Genomic DNA, 17,126 nt, shown 5'->3' on the forward strand with positions numbered 1-17,126 from the left:
GCTGAGAGCGTGCGCGGGGCGCTGTCCGCGCCGCCACGCTTTGGAGGAGGCCTCATGACCGCGCAGCTCTTCGACAAGCCGGCCCTGCCGGCGGCCGCTGCGGCCGGAGGGGCGCCGCGGGTGCGGCGGCCCGCCGCCGCGCTCGCGGTGATCGCCGGATGCAACGCGATGATCCAGCTCGACGACCCGATCGTGAACATCGCGCTGCCGGGTATGCGTGCGGAGCTCGGCCTGACGGCCGTGGGCGCCTCGTGGGTGGTCACCGCCTATCTGCTGGTGTTCGGCGGGCTGCTGCTGCTCGGCGGCCGGGCCGGTGACATCCTGGGCCGCCGCCGGGTGTTTATGGCCGGGGTGTCGCTGTTCACGGCGGCCGCGGCGCTGCGCGGGGCGGCCTCGTCGGGCGAGATGCTGATCGCGGTGCGGGCGGTGCAGGGCGCCGGCGCCGCGCTGGCCGCCCCCAGCGGGCTGGCGCTGCTGCTGAGCATGTTCCCGCAGGGCCCGTCCCGGACCCGGGCGATCGCGGTGTGCACGGCGGTCGGGGCGCTCAGCACGGCGGGCGGGCTGTTGCTGGCGGGGGCGCTGACCTCGCTCAGCTCGTGGCGGTGGGTGGTGTATCTGGACGTGCCCCTGGGGGTGGCGATCGTGGCGGCCGCGCCGTTCGTGCTCGCCGAGACGCCGCGGGCCCGGGGCCGTTTCGACGCGGCCGGGGCGCTGGTGTCGGCTTTGGGGGCGGCGGCGCTGGTGTTCGGGCTGGCGCGGGCCGCGGAACGGCCCCTGTCGGATGTGACGGTGGTCGGCAGTGTGCTGGCGGGGCTGGTGCTGCTGGCGGTGTTCGCGAAGATCGAGCGCCGTGCCCGGCAGCCGATCGTGGCACCCGCGCTGTTCGCCGACCGGGACCGGCTGCTGGCCTACGCGGCGACGCTGGCGATTCCGGGCGCTTTGATCGGCACGTACTTCTTCCTCAACCAGTTCTTCCAGGCGGAGCGCGGCTGGCCGGCGCTGGCGGCGGCGTTCGCGCTGCTGCCGCTGCCGGTGACGATGGCGCTGACGGCGGGCGTCTGCCCGCGCCTGCTGCGGCGCTTGGGTGCGCGGCGGATGCTGGCCGTGGGGGCGGGTCTGCTGGGGTCGGCCAATGTGTGGCTGGCTCTGGGCGCGCAGGGCCGGTACGCGGTGGCGGTGTTCCCGGCGCTGGTGCTGCTGGGGGCGGGGATGGCGTGCAGTGTGCTGCCGCCGACGGTGCTGGCGACCTCGTCGCTGCGGCCCGGTGAGGCGGGGGCCGCGGCGGGTGTGCTGAACGCGGTGCAGAGCGTGGGTGGTTCGGTCGGTCTGGTGACACTGGTGACGGTGGCCGCGCACGGCGCGGGCATGGCGGGCGGGTTCGCCACGGGCGCGGTGTTCGCGGTGCTGGCCCTGGGGGCCGCCGCCGGACTGCGGAGGCGGCCGCCGGGCACCGTCAGCTGATGCGCATCTGGGCCATCATGCCCATCGCGGAGTGGTCGAGCAGGTGGCAGTGGTAGACGTAGGTGCCGCGGTAGGTGTCGAACGTGGCGTGCAGCCGTACGGTCTCGCCGGGCAGCAGCCGCACCGTGTCCTTGAGGCCCGACTCGGAGGTGTCCGGGGCCTGCCCGTTGCGCTCCAGGACCCTGAACTGCACCAGGTGCAGGTGGAAGTTGTGCGGGACGAGGGTGCCCGGGTTGGTGACGGTCCAGATCTCGCCGGCCCCGTGGCGGATGTGGGTGTCGATGCGGTCGTGGTCGAACACCTTGCCGTTGATCAGGCCCTGGGCGCCCGGAGCGCCGCTCTCGTCGCTCATGCGCATCTCGAAGGACCGCTCGACGCTCGCGGCGGGCAGCGGCGGCAGGGTGCGCAGCACGGACGGGACACGGCTGGGGTCTGCCGCGGTGCGCACCACGTCGAAGCGCAGGACCTGGCCGACCTGGTCGGGGCTGCCGGGTCCCAGGGTGTTCTCCAGCACCAGCCGGGTGCCCACCGGGTAGCGGGAGAAGTCGACGACGATGTCGGCCCGTTCGGCGGGTGAGAGCCACAGTTCGTCGGTGGTCGCCGGGGCGGGCAGCAGGCCGCCGTCGGAGCCGATCTGGGTGAAGGTGCTGCCGTCGGCGAGCCGCAGGCGGAAGAAGCGCAGGTTGGAGGAGTTCAGCAGCCGGAAGCGGTATTTGCGGGCGGCGACCTCGAGGTAGGGGTAGGGCCTGCCGTTGGCGAGGAGGGTGGTGCGGCCCAGAGCGTCGTCCATCTCGTAGACGAGCCGGCCCGCCTCGTCGAAGCGGGCGTCGCGCAGGGCGATGGGGATGTCGTAGGCGCCGGCGGGCAGCGGCAGGGCGCGTTCGGTGTCGTCGGTGAGCAGGTAGGAGCCGGACAGGCCGCGGTAGACGTGTTCGGACTCGTGGTGGTGGGCGTGGTCGTGGTACCAGAGCGGGGCGTGCGGCTGCCGGTTGGGATAGGTGTAGGTGCGGGTGGCGCCGGGGGCGAAGGTGTCCATGGGGGCGCCGTCGTCTCCGGGCGGCACCGAGGCGCCGTGCAGGTGGACGGAGGCCGGGGTGTCGAGGGCGTTGCGGTGGCGGACGACGACCGACCGGCCGGATCTGGCTCTGATGGTGGGTCCCGGGAAGTGGCCGTTGTAGGTGAGGACCTCGGTGCTGACGCCGGGGAGTATCTCCTTGCGGACACGGCGCAGGGTCAGGGCGTAGGTGTCCTTGCCGCCGCTGGTGGAGACGGGGGCGAGGACGGGCGGCTGGGGCAGCGGGACGGCGAAGTGAGGTGCGTTCGCGGCGCGGGTGCCGGCCTGGGCGTTGCGCGCCTGGAGCAGCGGCGTGAGGGCGGCTGCGGTGAACAGCGAGGCTCCGGTGGTGGCGAGGGCTGCGCCGAGCACGCGACGGCGGGTGACCATGGTGTTCTCCCTTGAGGGCAGGGTGCGGGCCCGGTGAGTGCAGCACGGCCGGCTCGCACGGCGCTGGGGCCCGACGGGCCCCGGCGGGTGTTGCTTGCGGGGCGGGCGGCGTTGCCCGGCGGGTGCGGCGTTGCGGGGGTGTTGCGCCGCTGTCCGTATACCTGGTGCGTCGGTTGTGCCGCCTGGGAGGACAGTTGTCGTGGATCTTCGTTACTGGCTTCCGCGCGCAGTGGATGTCGTCGAGCGGTTCGGTGAGCGGTTCGGTCCGTTCACGACCCATCCCAGCCACCACGTCGACGACGCGGTGTTCGCACCGGTCTTCGAACGGTTCGCCAAGCGCCTGGACGACAACTATCCGTTCTTCCATCCCGTCTACGCGGGCCAGATGGTCAAGCCGCCGCATCCGGCGGCCGTGGTCGGCTATGCGACGGCGATGCTGTTCAACCCCAACAACCATGCCGCCGAGGGCGGTCCGGCGACCACCGAGATGGAACGGGAGTGCGTCGCCGCTCTCGGGGACATGTTCGGTCTGGTGCGGCCGCTGGGCCATCTGACGACCAGCGGCACGATGGCGAACCTGGAGGCCCTGTACGTGGCGCGCCAGTCCCATCCGGGACGGGGTGTGGCCTACAGCGCCGAGAGCCACTACACGCACGAGCGGATGTGCCATGTGCTGGGCATGGAGAGCCACCGGGTGCCGGCCGACGCACAGGGCCGGATCGAACTCGAGGCGCTGGAGCGGCTGCTGGCGACGGGCCGCGTCGGCACGGTGGTGGTGACGCTGGGAACGACGGGCCTGGGCGCGGTCGACGCGGTGCACGAGGTGCTGCCGATGGCGCGCCGCCACGGGGCCCGGGTCCATGTGGACGCGGCCTACGGCGGCTTCTACGCGCTGCTGGGCCGCTCGGAGCAGCCCGAGGGCCTGGACGTGCGGCCGTGGCGGGCGGTGGCCGAGTGCGACTCGGTGGTGGTCGACCCGCACAAGCACGGGCTGCAGCCGTACGGCTGCGGGGCGGTGCTGTTCAACGATCCGGGCGCCGGGCGGCATTTCGCGCACGACTCCCCCTACACCTACTTCACGCAGGCCGAGCTGCACCTGGGCGAGATCAGCCTGGAGTGTTCGCGGGCCGGAGCTGCGGCGGCGGGTCTGTGGCTGACGCTGCAGCTGCTGCCGCTGAACCGGGACGGTTTCGGCGAGATGCTCGCCGCGAGCCGCCGCGCCGCGCTCGGCTGGGCCGATCTGCTGGACGCCTCCGAGGTGCTGGAGCTGTACCAGCGGCCGGACCTCGACATCGTCACGTATGTGCCCGCGGTGCGGCCCATGTCGCTCACGGCCGTCGACGCGGCCTGCGAGCGGCTGCTGCACGAGGGCATGTACGCGGCCGAGGATCCGGTGTTCCTGAGCGTGCTGCGCGCGGACGCCGACGCGTTCGCCCGGCGTCTGCCCCACGTGGTGCGGGACGCCGGTGCGGCACGGGTGATGCGCAGTGTTCTGATCAAGCCGGAGGCCGAGCTCCATCTCGACCGGCTCCACGCCAGGGTGGAGCAGTTGGCCACCCTGGCCGCCGGGGGGCAGTAGTCGGGCCCCGGGGCGCGGACGGCCGGCGCCGTTCTTTTTGGAGGGATGGGTCCCTTGTCCTCGTTCACAGTCCCGGCGGCGCCCGGCATCGGCAGGTCCGCGTCGCGGGCCGAGACCGATGTGCTGGCCGCTTTGCTGGCCGATGCCTTCTTCGACGATCCGCTGACCCGCTGGATCACTCCCGACGACACGCGGCGGGCGCGGCTGCTGCCCGGCTTCTTCACGGTGGTGCTGTCCATGTCGTTCGCGTTCGACGCGGTGCGCACCACGGCCGCCACGGACGCGGTGCTGACCTTCCTGCCGCCCGGCGGCTGGGAGGAGGCCGAGCGGCAGGGCGAGAGTTACGCAGAGCAGTTCGAGCAGGTGCTGGGCGAGGACGCGGCCCGGCTGGCGGCGATCGGCGCCGCGCAGGCCGAGCGCCATCCGGTGGACCGGCCGCACTACTACCTGTCGTTCGGCGCGGTGCGCGGCCCGGCCCGCGGCGCGGGTGTGATGGCGGCCATGGTGGGCGAGATGACCGCGCTCGCGGACGAGCAGGGCGTGGGCACATATGCGGAGGCGAGCTCCCCCGGTGGTGCGAAGTCGTGCCTGCGGCACGGCTTCACGCCCTGGGGGGATCCGATCGCCTTACCGGACAAGGGGCCGTCGCTGCGCCCGCTGTGGAGGGATCCGCGGTGAGGGGCGACGAGACGCTGCGGATCTTCTCGGCCGACGAGGTGGAGCGCGGACAGGTGCCCGACGGGCAGGCGGAACCGCTGCGGCAGGTGCTGGAGTGGAGCCGTGATTTCCTGGTGAGCGGCCATCCGCTGCTGGGCCGCAGCGGGCCGGTGTGCCCGTACACGCAGCCGTCGCTGCGCCGCGAGTTGTTCCTGCTGGCGGTACCGGCGGCGGACGGCGAGGCGGATCTGGCGGACGCGGTGGCGCATCTGCGGGTCTGGTACGAGAAGCTGTCGGTGGACTTGGAGGCGGAGGACCGGGAGCTGCTGACGCTGCTGATGGTCCTGCCGCACCTGGACGCACGCGACTCGGCGCCGCTGGATGCTCTGCAGCGGGCGGCGAAGGACGAGTTCGTCGCCGAGGGGCTGATGATCGGCCAGTTCCATCCGGTGTGTGCGGAACCGGGCCTGTGGAACGAGGAGTTCCGGCCGTTGCGTTCGCCGGTTCCGCTGCTGGCGGTGCGCCGGCTGCTGGTGTTCGATCTGCCGTTCCTGGTGAACACCGACCGTCATCTGGCGCATTATCTGCGGCAGTTCGCGCCGGGGATCCCGGCGCGGATGCGGGATCAGCTGGTGAGCCGGGTCGTATCGTCCTGACCGGCCCGCACGGCAGTGGCCCCGGCCCCCTTATCGCGGGGGGCCGGGGCCACTGTTGTGTGCGACGGGCAGATTCACCGGTGCAGGCATTCCTCGAGGAAGGCGAGGGCGCGCAGGTGGTAGGGGCGGGCGGCCCAGCCGAGGCTGATGTTGTGGCCGGCCGCGTCCTGGCGGTCGACGCGTACGCGGGGCGAGGCGGTGAGGCGGGCGGCCATGGCCGTGAGGGAGGCGTCGTCGGTGTGCCACCACTGCTCGTGTTCGGCGAAGGTGAGGCGCACGGGCACCCGCACGCGAGGGGCAAGCTGCCGGTAGCGCAGCGGCCAGGGCGGGCCGGGGTCGTGTTCCTCGCGGTGGGGGGTGGCGGCCATCAGGTCGCGGGCGGCACGGAAGGTGCCGGGCGGATAGAGGCCCAGCGGTCCCCAGTTGAGGCCCGCGGCGCCGCCGCCGAGGGTGGCGGGGAAGTGGCGGGCGGCGGGGGCGTACTGCTCGCCGAGGCCGTTGATGTCCAGGCCGATCAGGGTGTGGTCGGTGTCGTCGGCCGCGGCGTGCAGGGCGAGTTTGCCGCCGTAGGAGTGGGCGACGAGGAAGAACCCGGCGCCGGTGGGGTGTTCGCGGGCGAACGCGGCCAGGGCCAGGTGGAGGGTCTGGGACTGTGCGGCGAGCGGCTGGCCGTCGGGCAGGTGGGCGGCCAGGCGGCCGTAGCCGGGGCGGTCGAGGGCGAGGACGGGGTGGCCGAGGCGGGCGGCGAGGGTGAGCAGGGACAGGTCGCGGTGGGCGGGGGCGTGGAAGTAGCGGGCCTGCATGCCGAGTCCGTGGACGGCGACGACGACGGCGCGCGGGGCGCCGGCGGGGTGGGCGGGGCGCGCGTAGAGGCCGGAGACGGGCAGGGCACCGGCCCGCAGGGTGATCTCCTCGATCCGCACCCCGTCCGCCCCTCCCCCGGCATCGGCTCCGGCTCCGGGGCCGGGGCCGGGGCCGGGGCCGGGGCCGTGTGCCGCCTCCGGGCGTGCAGCCGCGTCCGGGCCCGTGTGTGCCCGGGAGGGCAGGACGGGCGCGGACGCGGCGGGTGCGCGGGCGGCGGGCGGTGGTTCAGGCGGCCGGAGCATGGCGGGCGGCGCTGCTGGTGGTGGGCCAGTCGTGCAGGTCGGCGGCGCGCAGCAGGGCGGTGGCGATCAGCAGCCCCTTGTAGCCGGCGGACAGCAGCCGGGCGGCGGTCTGCGGGGTGTCGATGGCGCTGGCGCTGACCGGGCAGGGGGTGCCGGCGGCCGTCACGGCGGGCAGCAGGGTGAGGCTGCGGTTGATGTCGCCGGCGTCTCGTTCGCGGGCCTTGATGTCCTTGTTGTTGACGGCGATCACGCATTCGTCGGCGTGCGGAACGTTCTCGAGTTCGGCCTCGCCGGTGATCTCGACGAACGGGGTCAGGCCGGTGCGCAGGGCGGCGGTGACCAGGGTGCGCATGCTGGTGGCGGGCAGCAGGGCCGCGGTGAGCAGCACGGCGGAGGCGCCGAGTGTTTTCGCGGTCTCGATCTGGTCGCGGCGGGTGATGAAGTCTTTTTGCAGCAGCGGGAGTTCGGTGAGCCGGGCGACATCCCGCAGCAGGTCGGGGGTGCCGCCGAACCAGCGTCCGGTGACCACCGAGATGCAGGGAGCGCCGGCGGCCTCGTAGCCGGCGACGATGTCGGCTGGGGTGCGGCCGGACATGAGATCGATGCCGTGTGCGTCACGCCGCTTGACCTCCATGACCAGGGGGCGTTCGGCGCTCAGCAGGGCTGCGATGAAGCGGGACGTCATGGGTCTCCTTCGCGTGCGGATGGTGCTGTGCGGTGGCCCGCCGGGACGGCAGGGTGGCCCGGCCTGCCGGAGCGGGGGCGCAGCGCCGGTGGAGCGGGCCGCCGCCGTGGCGGCGGCCGGCTCGTGCGGTGGCGGTCCGGCCGGGCCGCCGGGTGCGGCGCACCCGGCGGCGGCTTCGGGTGGCGTGCGGGGCCGTGGCCCCGCACGTCGTGTGCACCGGTGCGGGTGCCGTGTTCACGTGCCGAGGCCCAGCATCGAGGCGATGCGGTTGTACTGGATCTCGTTGGTGCCCGAGTAGATCGTGCCGCCGACCGCGTTGCGGACGTCCTGCTCGAGGCCGTACTCGGACATGTAGCCGTGGCCGCCGAAGATCTGTACGGCGGTCAGGGAACTGGCCACGTTGGCCTGGCTGGTGAGGAGTTTGGCGATGGCCAGGTCCGTGGTGACGTTCTCGCCGTCGGCGAGGCGTTCCGCGGTGTCGTACAGCCATTTGCGTGCTGTTTCCAGCCCGATCTTGGCGTCGACGATCTTGTTGGCGACGGACTGGTGGGAGCCGATGGGTTTGCCGAAGGAACGGCGGGTCTTCGCGTAGGCGAGGCAGCGGTCCAGCCGGTGCTGCATCTCGCCGGCGTTGACGACGAAGGAGAGGAGGATCTCCCGTTTCATGACGTGGTCGAGGACGATGAAGCCGCCGCCGACCCGGCCCAGGACCCGCTCCTTGGGGATGCGGCAGCCGTCGAAGTACAGCTCGCTGAGCGGCGAGGTCCGCAGGCCCATTTTCTTGATGGGTTTGCCGACGGTCAGGCCGGGGGTGTCGCGGTCCACGAGGAACGCGGTGACCCCGAGCGGTCCGCCGTCGGGACGGGTGCGCGCGTAGACGACGATCACGTCGGCGACGGGTCCGTTGCTGACGAACGTCTTGCTGCCGGTGAGGACGAAGTGGTCGCCGTCGCGTTCGGCGCGTGTGGTCATCGCCATGGCGTCGGAGCCGCCTTCGGACTCGGTGATGGCGTGCGCGCCGATCGCTTCGCCGGAGCAGATCTGCGGCAGGTACCTCTCTTTCTGTTCGGGGGTTCCGAACCGGGTGAGGGGGATGCCGGTGCTGGCCAGGGTGGTGGTGACGGAGAAGTTCAGGCCGGCGTCGCGGCAGTGCTCCCCGAGGCCTTCCAGGACGTACATGGTGGTGAGGAGGGACTGGCCGAGGCCGCCGTGGTCCTCCTCGAAGGGCAGGGCGAGGATGCCGGTCTTCTGGATCAGCTTCCATTTGTCCCAGGAGAACGTGGCCTGCTCGTCCCGTTCTATGTGGTCGGCGCTGAGCGCCTCACCCCACCGTGCCAGGCCTTCGCGGAGCTCGGCCTGTTCGGTGTTCCATCGGATCACTGCGGACCGCCTTCACGGTGTGCGCGTGTCAGTACGCGGAGGAGACGTGCTCGTCGAGACTGTGGGTCTCGTCGCCATGCAGGGCCGGGCTGAAGACGCACACGAGTCGCAGGTCCTCGTGGGGGCTGGCCACCAGGTAGTGGGCGTCGTGCTGGTCGAGTGCGTACATGCGGCCCGGGGTGATGGGGTGGGAGGTGCCGTCGAGTTCGATGACTTCTCCGGAGCCGGCGATGCAGTAGCAGGCCTCGAGGTGGTTGCGGTACTCGAGGCGGGACTTGGTGCCGGCAAGGACGACCGTGTCGGTGAGCGTGTAGCCGACGCCGTCAGAGGCGAGGAGGAAACGGCGGCTGATTCCGTTGCCCCAGTCGACGGTCTTCACGTCCTGGATGTCGCGGATGATCATGGTCAACTCCGATCTGGTCGTGTGCGGCGCGGTGCCGCACGGACTGGGCGGACAGCGGGCGTGGCCGGCTGCCATGCCGTGCGTGTCCTGGCCCCGCAGCCGGCGGCTGTCGGGGACGGAAGTGGGTGCCGCAACGGATGCGGCGGGCCGGTGCGGCCGGGTCAGCCAGGGGCGGCCGCCGCCTTGGCGATGGTGCGCGGCGCGGTGCGCAGCCGGTCTGCCAGGGCCCGGGCGGCGCCGGAGGCGACGGCGTCGCGGGCGGCGGCGAGTGCGCTCGGCCAGGTGTCGCGGTGGCCGCAGGCGAGGGCCAGGGCGGCGGCGTTGAGGCACACGGTGGCGGTGGCGGCCGGGTGGGCGGTGCCGTCGAGGACGGCGAGGAAGTGGCCGGTGGCCTGCTCGGGGGCGACGGGGCGCAGGGCGTCGAATCCGCCGTCGGCGTCGATGAGTTCGCCGGGCCGCAGGGTGAGGCGGGTGCCGTCGTTCACGTCGACGGTGTTGTCGGCGAAGCCGAGGAGTTCGTCGGCGCCGGCGTCGTTGGAGGTCAGCCAGATCCGCCGGCCGCTGGTGTCGGCGCGGGCCAGCTCGCGCAGGTCGGGCAGCGGCATGGCGGCGCTGACGCCGGTGACCTGGGCGGTGACGGGCAGGTCGGCGAGGAAGGGGCCCAGGGCGTTGAGGAAGCGGCCGAAGGGTTTCATGCCGAGGGGGGCCACCGTGCGGGCCAGCCGGGTCAGTTCGGCCGGGTAGACGAACGGGCCGGCGAACGCGATGCCGTGGCGTTCGAGCATCTCCTCGGTGTGGCTGTAGGAGGTGGTGAGGCGGATGCCGAGGCGCTGGAGCAGGTCGATCGAGCCGAGGCTGGAGGTGTAGGCGCGGGAGCCGGTCTTGACGACCCGTACGCCACTGGCGGCGGCGACGAGGGCGGCGGCGGTGGAGATGTTGAAGGTGGCGGGTCCTCCGCCGGTGCCGACGATGTTGACGGTGCCGGGCCAGGCGGTGGGCGGGGCGGTGGTTCTTCGCTCCCGCAGGGATTCGAGCAGGGCGTGCAGGGTCGAGTGGCCGGGGAGGCTGGTGGTCAGGGAGGCCAGCAGGGCGACGGCCTGCTCCTTTGCGAGCGTGCCGTCGCCGAGCCGGTCCCACAGTGATCGCCAGGTCTCGCGCTCGGTCACCGGGGCGCTTGCGAGCAGGCCGGTGAGCGCGGAGTGCATGGCTAGCTCGTCACCCCCTGGCGGGCTTCGGCGATGAAGGCGTCGATGGCGTTGACGCTGCGGAAGTTGTCGGGGTCCAGGTCGGCGTCGCCGACGGCGAGCTGGAAGTGGTCCTCGACCCAGGCGATGAGCTTGAGCACGCCGAGGGAGTCGATGACGCCGTCGGAGAGCAGGTCGTGGTCGTCGGCAAGCTCGTGGACACCAAGGTCGGGCAGGAACTCCTCGATGACGAACTTCTTGATGGTGTCGTTGTGGCTCATGACGTCCTTCCTTGGGCTGGGATCAGTTCGTTGCGTCGGTCGAGCGCGGCGCGTTCGACGTGTCGGTTGGCGCGGGCGGGCAGGGGTGCGCGGGTGATCCGCCGCGTGCCGCGGGCCCTGGCCGGGCGCTCGGCGCGGCCGGTCAGGTGGAACAGGCCGTCGGCGTCGCGGCGTACCAGGTCACCGGTGCGGAACCAGGTGCGGCCGTCGTCGGGGTGCAGGGGGTGGGGGGTGAACGTGCCCTGGTGGCGGCTGCGGTCGAGGTAGCCGGGCGACTGGAAAGGGGTGCAGACGTACAGTTCGCCGCGGCCGGGACCGTCGACGGGGGTGCCGTTCGCGCCGACGACGAGGGCCGCGACGCCGGGCAGCGGCCGGCCGATGGGGACGGGCGGGAAGGCGGTGGTACGGGTGTCGACCTCGTGGACGAAGCTGTCGCCTGTCTCGGTGCAGCCGTAGATGTTGTGCAGGCGTGCGTTCGGGAACAGGTGCGGCAGCTCGGCGAAGGTGCGGTCGGGCAGGGTGGCGCCGGTGAACATCGCGTGGCGGACGGTGGGCAGGGTGGTGCCGGTGCGGCGGGCGGTGTCGGCGAGCAGCCCGTGGAGCGTCGGCAGGCCGTGGACGACGTGGACGCCGTGGCGGGTGACCAGGTCGAGCAGGTGCTGTCCGTCCGTGGCCCGGTCGGGGTCGGCGAGGACGGCGCAGCCGCCGGCGGCGAGGGTGGTCCAGATGTCGAGGAGGCACAGGCCGGTGTCGAGCGGCGCGTGGCTCAGGACGGTGGTGCCGGGGCCGATGCCGAAGGCGCCTGTGGCCCAGGCGGTGAAGCGGTCGACGGCCGTGTGCCGCAGCGGCACGATCGTGGGCGCGAGGGTGGTGCCGGAGGTGGTGAGCATGAACGCGGCCGGTTCGCCGTCCGGGCGGGGCAGGGCGGTGGCCGTGGCCGGCGGCAGGATGCGCCGGGGCCGCTGCCCGGGTGCCCGGGCCGCTCGTGCGGAGCCTGCCGGGCTCGCGGGCGTCAGCGCCCGGGTGCAGCCTGCCTGGGCGAACAGGTCGGCGAGCCGGGTGCCGGCGAGCGCCGGGGACGGCAGCAGGAACGGCCGCTTGGACAGCAGGCAGGCCAGCACGAGGGCGATGGCGGCGGGCGAGGTGCGGGCGAGGATGCCGACCGGGTCGCCGGGGGCGATGCCGAGGATCGCGAGTCGTTCGCGTTCACGGCCGGCTGCCTCGTACAGGGCGCGGTAGCTGGTGGGCTCGCCGTGCCGGATCAGGGCCGGGGCGTCGGGGTGGCGGCGCACCTGGGTGAGGAAGCCTGCGACGAGGCCGGTGGGGCCGCTCATCGCAGCTGCGCCCATCCGCTCTTGACGGCGGGCCCGTTGGCCGTGCGGCAGGCGAAGCGCACGGTGTGGCGGGCGGCGTCGGGCTGGAGGGTGATGTCGAGCGGCTCGCCCGGCGGTACGGGGGCGGAGAAGCGGCCGCCGACGGCGCGGATGCGGGTGATGTCGCCGTCGGCGTACCGGTCGGCGATCTCCTCGCAGGCCAGGGCGATGACGCTCATGCCGTGGGCGATGACGGTGTCGAATCCGGCGGCGCGGGCGGCTTCCGGGTCGAGGTGGATGGGGTTGAGGTCGCCGGAGGCGTGGGCGTAGGCGCGGATCGTTGTCGGGGTGAGGGTGTGGCAGGCGGTGGCCGGCTCGCCGACGGGTCCGGTGGGGGCGGGGGCGCTCGCGGCGGGTATGTCGCCGAACGGCTCGATGTTCTTGGCGCCGACGAGCAGGGCGTGGGTGACGAGTTCGGCGAAGTCGACGCCGTCGTCGCCGGTGAGGCGGGTGCGCACGGCGATGCGGGTGCCGCGCGATTCGCGGCGGGCGCCGAGGACGTCGAGGGCGGCGGTGACCTGTTCGCGGGCGCGGACGGGCCGCTCGAGGCGGATGTCCTGGCCGAGGTGGACGACGGACGTCTCCTCGGGAGTGGTGAGGGCGCGCACCGTCTTGTCGGCCAGGTGGTGGGCGAGGACGAAGGTGTGCACGGGTGAGGCGTGGGGGGTGGGCGCGGCGGGCAGGCCCAGACGCACGGCGGCGCGGTAGGCGTCGATCTCCTGGGCCGAGGCGGTGCGCTGGGCGGTGCGCGCGGGGGCGGGGGTGGTCGTCATACCGGCACCACGACCAGGGAGGCGTTGTGTCCGCCGAAGCCGAAGGAGTTCGACAGGGCGGGCCCGGAGGCGATGGTGCGGGGGCTGCTGTGGACCACGTCGATGTCCAATCCTGGCTCCAGGCGCTGGTGGTTGGCGGTGGGCGGTACTTCGCGTGCGCGCATCGCGAGGGTGGCGGCGATGAGTTCGACGGCGCCGGCGGCGCCGATGAGATGGCCGATGACGCCCTTGGGTGCGGTGACCGGGGGGCCGTCGGCGCCGAACACCTTGTTCAGGGCGGTGGCTTCGGCCCGGTCGTTGTGGGGGGTGGAGGTGCCGTGGGCGTTGATGTGGGCGATGTCGTGGGGGGTGAGGCCCGCGTCGGCGAGGGCGGTTGTCATGGCGCGGGCGGCGCCCGAGCCGTCGGGCAGCGGCATCGACAGGTGGTGGGCGTCGGCGGTGGCGCCGTAGCCGGCGACCTCGGCGTAGGGGCGGGCGCCGCGGGCGCGGGCGTCGTCGGCGCGCTCCAGGACGACGAATCCGGCCCCCTCCCCCATCACGAACCCGTCGCGGTCGGCGTCGAAGGGCCGTGAGGCGCGCTCCGGTTCGTCGTTGCGCAGGGACACGGCGTTGAGGTTGCCGAATCCGGCGAGGGTGACGGGGGTGAGGGTGGACTCGCAGCCGCCGGCGATGACGACGTCGGCGCGGTGGGTTTTCAGCAGCAGCATCGCCTGGCCGATGGCGTCGGCGCCGCTGGCGCAGGTGGTGGCGATGGTGGTGGCGGGGCCGGTCCAGGAAAGGCGCATGGCGATCTGGGCGGCGGCCGCGTTGGGCATCGTCATCAGCGGCATCAGCGGGTTGACGCGATGGGGGCCGTGCTCGGTGAAGTGCGCGGACTCCAGGTCGCTGGTGGCGCGTCCGCCGACCGCGTTGCCGACCACGATCGCGGTGCGGTCCGGGTCGGGTGCGGGGGCGCCCGCGTCGCGGTGTGCGGCGAGGGCGGCGGTGGTTCCGTACAGGGCGAACGGGTCCATCCGGCGGGCGTCCTTGGCGCCGACGAGGCCGACGTCGTCGAGGCCGGTGACGCGGCAGCCGATCCTCACGCGGTGGCGGGCGAGGTCGAGGTGGGTGAGCTCGGCGGCGGTGGAGCGGCCGGCGCGCAGTGCCGCCCACAGCGCGTCGGGGGTGCAGCCCGCCGGTGTGACCACGCCGATGCCGGTGATCACGACCGGGGGCGGGGTGGAGGTTGCCATCGTTGGGTCCCCGTTCCGTTTCCCTGGGTCTTGTCGTGTTGCTGGGTTGCGTTCGCCCGGGGGCGTTGCGCCGGGTTGGTTCGCGCGCGTTGCGTTTCGCCGGCGTCTCAGGCCGGGATGATGCGGCACTCGCGGGCGGAGGCGAGGAACGCCTGGGCCGCGAAGTCGATGTCGGCCTCGGTGTGGCGGGCGGTGACCGCGATCCGCAGCCGTGCCAGGTCGTTGGGGACGGCGGGGGTGACCACGGGCAGGCCGATGACGCCGTTCCTGCGGCAGGCGGTGGCCAGGTCGTAGGCCGCGTCGTCGGAGCCGGCGATGAGCGGCAGGACCGCGGTCTCGCTGTCCTGGGTGCGCAGGCCCTCCGCGTTGATGATGTTCCGCAGGCGGGTGGACTGGTGCTGGATGTGGGCGACGCGTTCGGGTTCGCGCTGCAGGATGCGCAGCGACTCGAGGGCGGCGGCGGCCTGGGCGGGCCCGAGGGCGGCGGAGAACAGGAACGGCCGTGCGGCGTAGCGCAGATGGCCGATGAGCTCGGCGGGGCCCGCGATCCAGCCGCCCATGGAGGGGATCGCCTTGGAGAGGGTGCCGAGTTTGACGTCGACACGGGCCTTGTGGTCGAAGTGCTCCTCGATGCCGCGGCCGGTCTTGCCGATGACGCCGAGCGCGTGGGCCTCGTCGACCATGAGGAGGGCGTTGTGCTCGTCGCAGACCTTGCGCAGCTCGGGCAGCGGGGCGATGTCGCCGTCCATGGAGTAGACGCTGTCGACGATGACGAGCCGCACACCGTCGGGGCTCGCGGCCCGCAGCCGGCGGTCGAGGTGGTCGACGTCGTTGTGGCGGAAACGGGTGACGGTGGCCCCCGACAGGCGGCAGCCGTCGACGATGGAGGCGTGGTCGTACTTGTCGATGAACACCGTGTCGCCGGGGCCGACGAGGCCGCCGACGGTGCCGGTGTTGGCGGCGTAGCCGGAGCCGAAGACCATGGAGGCCTCGCGGTCGGCGAACCGGGCGACCTCCGCCTCCAGTTCCTCGTGCAACGGGATGGATCCGGCCAGGGCCCGCACGCCGTGGTTGCCGGTGCCGTAGAGGTCGACGGCGGCCTTCGCTGCGGCGACGACACGCTCGTCGCCGGCCAGGCCCAGGTAGCTGTAGCCGGACATCATCAGCAGGCGGCGCCCGTCGAGGTCGGCGTAGGCGCTGTCGCGTTCGACGGTGTAGGCGACGAAGCTGTTGCGGCGGTCGGGTTCCCATTCGAGGGCCTGGACGCGGCGTCGTGTAGCCGCCAGTTTCGGCTCGAGGCGTTCCCATCCTCCGGATGCGTTCACGTGCGTCTCCTCATCCACTTCTCGGGTCTGTCCAGGCGCGCCGTCCTTTCTATGCGCCGGCCCGCAAGGCGGGCGCAACAACACCACTGACGTGCGTGAACTGCCGTTGCGCAGGCGGGATTGGATCGAGATTCGATCAAAGCGCAAATACCGGAGCCGCTGGTTCCCACTTATTCCCGCGGGTATGTTTTTTGGCCAGTGTTGAATGTGGCGACAATTGGCCGGTACGGTCGAATCCTTGGAAAGGGAGTACGAAGCAGAGATCTGGTTGCGAAGCCGGGGCGCGTATTCGCGACCTCCCTTTCCTTATTCGCGCCCCCGCGCGTGTGTGTGCCGCGTGCAGCCGAAGTCTTGGGGGACTCAGCGTTGCTGATCAGACTCGTAGGTCTTGTCACGATCGAACACGACGGGACGGCGCCCCAGCATCTGTCGAGCGCTCAGGCCCAAGTGGCCTTCGCCCGGCTGATTCTGGAGCGTACGTCGGGAACCAGCCGCGACCAGCTCGCGGACACCGTGTGGCCGGAAGGACTGCCCGACACCTGGGCCTCCGCGCTGCGCAGTGTGGTGAGCCGGGTCCGTGCCTATGTCACCGGCCCGCTGCAGAAACCGGGCGGGACACCCTTGATCGCACAGAGCGGACGGTACGTACTGCGACTGCCGGACGACGCGGCTGTCGACCTGGAGGCCGCGGAGGCGGCGTTGGCGGAGGCCAGGACGGCGTTCGAGGACGGTGCGCACGCGGTGGCGCACCAGCTCGCCTCGGGCGCCGTGTCCAATCTCCGCGGCTCGTTCCTGCCGGCGCACGAGGGCGAGTGGGTCAACTCCGTGCGCGAACGGGTCGACGAACTGCGCCTGATGTCGCTGGAGCTGGCAAGCCTGTCGGCCTCCGCGCTCGGCACCGAACACCATGCGGTGCGCTACGCCGACGAGGCGGTGCGCCGCGCGCCGTTCCGGGAGAGCGCCCACCGGTGCCGCATGACGGCGCTCGCCGCGGCAGGCAACCGGGCGGACGCGCTGCGCGCCTACCAGCAGCTGCGGGAGGTCCTCGCGGACGAGCTGGGCATCGACCCGTCGGCCGAGACGCAGGCCGCGTATCTGGAGCTGCTGCGGGCCGGGGAGCCGGGCCGGCCGCGGCGGCCGGCGCCGGCGGGGCGGATGGCTGCCGATGCGCTGGATCCGCTGCTGATGGGGGCGTTCGAGGCGCTGAGTCCGCCGGGGGCGGCGGCACCGATGCCGGCGCGGTAGCGCCGGGCGCAAGCGTCTGCGGGGCGGGCTCGGCACCTGCGGGTGCCGGGGGCCGCCCCGCAGATGTGCGCGCGCCGGGCTCGGACTTCCGCGCGGCCGGCATGGGCGTGGGACTGTGCACCAACGCCACCATGGTCACCGACGAGCAGATCCACGCCTTGGCTGACCTGAACGCCCACATGAACGTGTCGCTCGACGGCTTTCTCCGCCGACTCGCACGGCACGTTCCGCGGCCGGCCCGAAGGGTTCCAGGAGACGGTGGACACCGTGCGCCGGTTCGCGAAGGCGGGCATCCTGCAGGGCTCTGCTCTGCACGCCGAACAACCTCGCCGAGGACGATGA

16 protein-coding genes are annotated in these 17,126 nt (G+C 72.8%); 5 read left to right on the forward strand and 11 right to left on the reverse strand.

All coding sequences use genetic code 11. The features are described 5' to 3' along the window. Nucleotides 1-54: 54 nt before the first annotated feature. Nucleotides 55-1,461, forward strand: coding sequence for an MFS transporter (locus tag ACIQ7Q_RS25365; protein ID WP_403866375.1), 1,407 nt, complete (start codon nucleotides 55-57; stop codon nucleotides 1,459-1,461). Here ACIQ7Q_RS25365 and ACIQ7Q_RS25370 read toward each other — a convergent pair. Next, nucleotides 1,454-2,905 (reverse strand): multicopper oxidase family protein, encoded by a 1,452-nt coding sequence (locus ACIQ7Q_RS25370; RefSeq protein ID WP_403866378.1) that lies wholly within the window; start codon nucleotides 2,903-2,905, stop codon nucleotides 1,454-1,456. The two genes, ACIQ7Q_RS25365 and ACIQ7Q_RS25370, sit on opposite strands and share 8 nt — an antisense overlap. A gap of 199 nt (nucleotides 2,906-3,104) precedes the next feature. Between ACIQ7Q_RS25370 and ACIQ7Q_RS25375 the strand changes: the two genes are divergently transcribed. From ACIQ7Q_RS25375 to ACIQ7Q_RS25385, 3 genes are read left to right on the forward strand one after another with little or no spacing between them, the layout of a single operon-like run. Next, nucleotides 3,105-4,484, forward strand: coding sequence for a pyridoxal phosphate-dependent decarboxylase family protein (locus ACIQ7Q_RS25375; RefSeq protein ID WP_403866381.1), 1,380 nt, complete (start codon nucleotides 3,105-3,107; stop codon nucleotides 4,482-4,484). Nucleotides 4,485-4,529: 45 nt separating this feature from the next. After that, entirely contained in the window at nucleotides 4,530-5,162 is a 633-nt protein-coding gene (locus tag ACIQ7Q_RS25380) for a hypothetical protein (RefSeq protein WP_403866384.1), read from the forward strand. Next, nucleotides 5,159-5,797: a DUF6875 domain-containing protein gene (locus ACIQ7Q_RS25385; protein WP_403866387.1), complete on the forward strand. Its 639-nt coding sequence runs from the start codon at nucleotides 5,159-5,161 to the stop codon at nucleotides 5,795-5,797. Before ACIQ7Q_RS25380 ends, ACIQ7Q_RS25385 begins: the two co-directional genes overlap by 4 nt. A gap of 74 nt (nucleotides 5,798-5,871) precedes the next feature. On the opposite strand, the gene ACIQ7Q_RS25390 is transcribed toward ACIQ7Q_RS25385, so the two are convergent. The 10 genes from ACIQ7Q_RS25390 to ACIQ7Q_RS25435 all read right to left on the reverse strand — a co-directional run bounded on the left by ACIQ7Q_RS25390 (nucleotide 5,872) and on the right by ACIQ7Q_RS25435 (nucleotide 15,539). After that, a complete protein-coding gene (locus ACIQ7Q_RS25390) occupies nucleotides 5,872-6,720 on the reverse strand; it encodes an alpha/beta hydrolase (RefSeq protein ID WP_403866390.1) in 849 nt (282 codons plus the stop codon). 166 nt (nucleotides 6,721-6,886) lie between these two features. Further along, nucleotides 6,887-7,588 carry an indole-3-glycerol-phosphate synthase gene (locus tag ACIQ7Q_RS25395; protein ID WP_403866393.1) on the reverse strand — a complete coding sequence of 234 codons (702 nt, stop codon included), beginning with the start codon at nucleotides 7,586-7,588 and terminating at the stop codon, nucleotides 6,887-6,889. 234 nt (nucleotides 7,589-7,822) lie between these two features. Continuing rightward, nucleotides 7,823-8,968, reverse strand: a complete 1,146-nt coding sequence (locus ACIQ7Q_RS25400; RefSeq protein WP_403866396.1) for an acyl-CoA dehydrogenase family protein — start codon at nucleotides 8,966-8,968, stop codon at nucleotides 7,823-7,825. Nucleotides 8,969-8,996: 28 nt separating this feature from the next. Continuing rightward, nucleotides 8,997-9,371: an ectoine synthase gene (locus ACIQ7Q_RS25405; RefSeq protein ID WP_403866399.1), complete on the reverse strand. Its 375-nt coding sequence runs from the start codon at nucleotides 9,369-9,371 to the stop codon at nucleotides 8,997-8,999. A 161-nt stretch (nucleotides 9,372-9,532) separates the two neighbouring features. Continuing rightward, nucleotides 9,533-10,576 (reverse strand): hypothetical protein, encoded by a 1,044-nt coding sequence (locus ACIQ7Q_RS25410; RefSeq protein WP_403866402.1) that lies wholly within the window; start codon nucleotides 10,574-10,576, stop codon nucleotides 9,533-9,535. 2 nt (nucleotides 10,577-10,578) lie between these two features. Then, nucleotides 10,579-10,836 carry a phosphopantetheine-binding protein gene (locus ACIQ7Q_RS25415; RefSeq protein ID WP_356636428.1) on the reverse strand — a complete coding sequence of 86 codons (258 nt, stop codon included), beginning with the start codon at nucleotides 10,834-10,836 and terminating at the stop codon, nucleotides 10,579-10,581. Then, entirely contained in the window at nucleotides 10,833-12,170 is a 1,338-nt protein-coding gene (locus ACIQ7Q_RS25420; RefSeq protein ID WP_403866405.1) for an AMP-binding protein, read from the reverse strand. The genes ACIQ7Q_RS25415 and ACIQ7Q_RS25420 overlap by 4 nt, the downstream gene beginning before the upstream one ends. After that, complete coding sequence (locus ACIQ7Q_RS25425) at nucleotides 12,167-12,982, reverse strand: MaoC family dehydratase (protein WP_403866408.1); 816 nt, start codon at nucleotides 12,980-12,982, stop codon at nucleotides 12,167-12,169. The genes ACIQ7Q_RS25420 and ACIQ7Q_RS25425 overlap by 4 nt, the downstream gene beginning before the upstream one ends. Next, complete coding sequence (locus ACIQ7Q_RS25430; protein WP_403866411.1) at nucleotides 12,979-14,214, reverse strand: beta-ketoacyl-[acyl-carrier-protein] synthase family protein; 1,236 nt, start codon at nucleotides 14,212-14,214, stop codon at nucleotides 12,979-12,981. Before ACIQ7Q_RS25430 ends, ACIQ7Q_RS25425 begins: the two co-directional genes overlap by 4 nt. A 107-nt stretch (nucleotides 14,215-14,321) precedes the next feature. Beyond that, nucleotides 14,322-15,539, reverse strand: a complete 1,218-nt coding sequence (locus ACIQ7Q_RS25435; protein WP_403866414.1) for an aminotransferase class I/II-fold pyridoxal phosphate-dependent enzyme — start codon at nucleotides 15,537-15,539, stop codon at nucleotides 14,322-14,324. Between the two features lie 366 nt (nucleotides 15,540-15,905). On the opposite strand from ACIQ7Q_RS25435, the gene ACIQ7Q_RS25440 reads away from it, so the two are divergent. Next, the gene (locus ACIQ7Q_RS25440) at nucleotides 15,906-16,784 is read left to right on the forward strand and encodes a BTAD domain-containing putative transcriptional regulator (protein WP_403866416.1); all 879 of its coding nucleotides are present in this window, start codon (nucleotides 15,906-15,908) and stop codon (nucleotides 16,782-16,784) included. The last annotated feature ends 342 nt before the right edge of the window (nucleotides 16,785-17,126 follow it).

Source organism: Streptomyces sp. NPDC096176 (assembly GCF_044763255.1).
In the GTDB taxonomy this organism is placed as follows: Bacteria; Actinomycetota; Actinomycetes; order Streptomycetales; family Streptomycetaceae; genus Streptomyces.

Bases quoted from the DNA above. Each gene is read 5' to 3' on its own strand.
- ACIQ7Q_RS25415 (WP_356636428.1), bottom strand. From the start codon at position 10,836: ATGAGCCACAACGACACCATCAAGAAGTTCGTCATCGAGGAGTTCCTG.
- ACIQ7Q_RS25420 (WP_403866405.1), bottom strand. From the start codon at position 12,170: ATGAGCGGCCCCACCGGCCTCGTCGCAGGCTTCCTCACCCAGGTGCGC.
- ACIQ7Q_RS25410 (WP_403866402.1), bottom strand. From the start codon at position 10,576: ATGCACTCCGCGCTCACCGGCCTGCTCGCAAGCGCCCCGGTGACCGAG.
- ACIQ7Q_RS25365 (WP_403866375.1), top strand. From the start codon at position 55: ATGACCGCGCAGCTCTTCGACAAGCCGGCCCTGCCGGCGGCCGCTGCG.
- ACIQ7Q_RS25425 (WP_403866408.1), bottom strand. From the start codon at position 12,982: ATGACGACCACCCCCGCCCCCGCGCGCACCGCCCAGCGCACCGCCTCG.
- ACIQ7Q_RS25395 (WP_403866393.1), bottom strand. From the start codon at position 7,588: ATGACGTCCCGCTTCATCGCAGCCCTGCTGAGCGCCGAACGCCCCCTG.
- ACIQ7Q_RS25405 (WP_403866399.1), bottom strand. From the start codon at position 9,371: ATGATCATCCGCGACATCCAGGACGTGAAGACCGTCGACTGGGGCAAC.
- ACIQ7Q_RS25370 (WP_403866378.1), bottom strand. From the start codon at position 2,905: ATGGTCACCCGCCGTCGCGTGCTCGGCGCAGCCCTCGCCACCACCGGA.
- ACIQ7Q_RS25430 (WP_403866411.1), bottom strand. From the start codon at position 14,214: ATGGCAACCTCCACCCCGCCCCCGGTCGTGATCACCGGCATCGGCGTG.
- ACIQ7Q_RS25380 (WP_403866384.1), top strand. From the start codon at position 4,530: ATGGGTCCCTTGTCCTCGTTCACAGTCCCGGCGGCGCCCGGCATCGGC.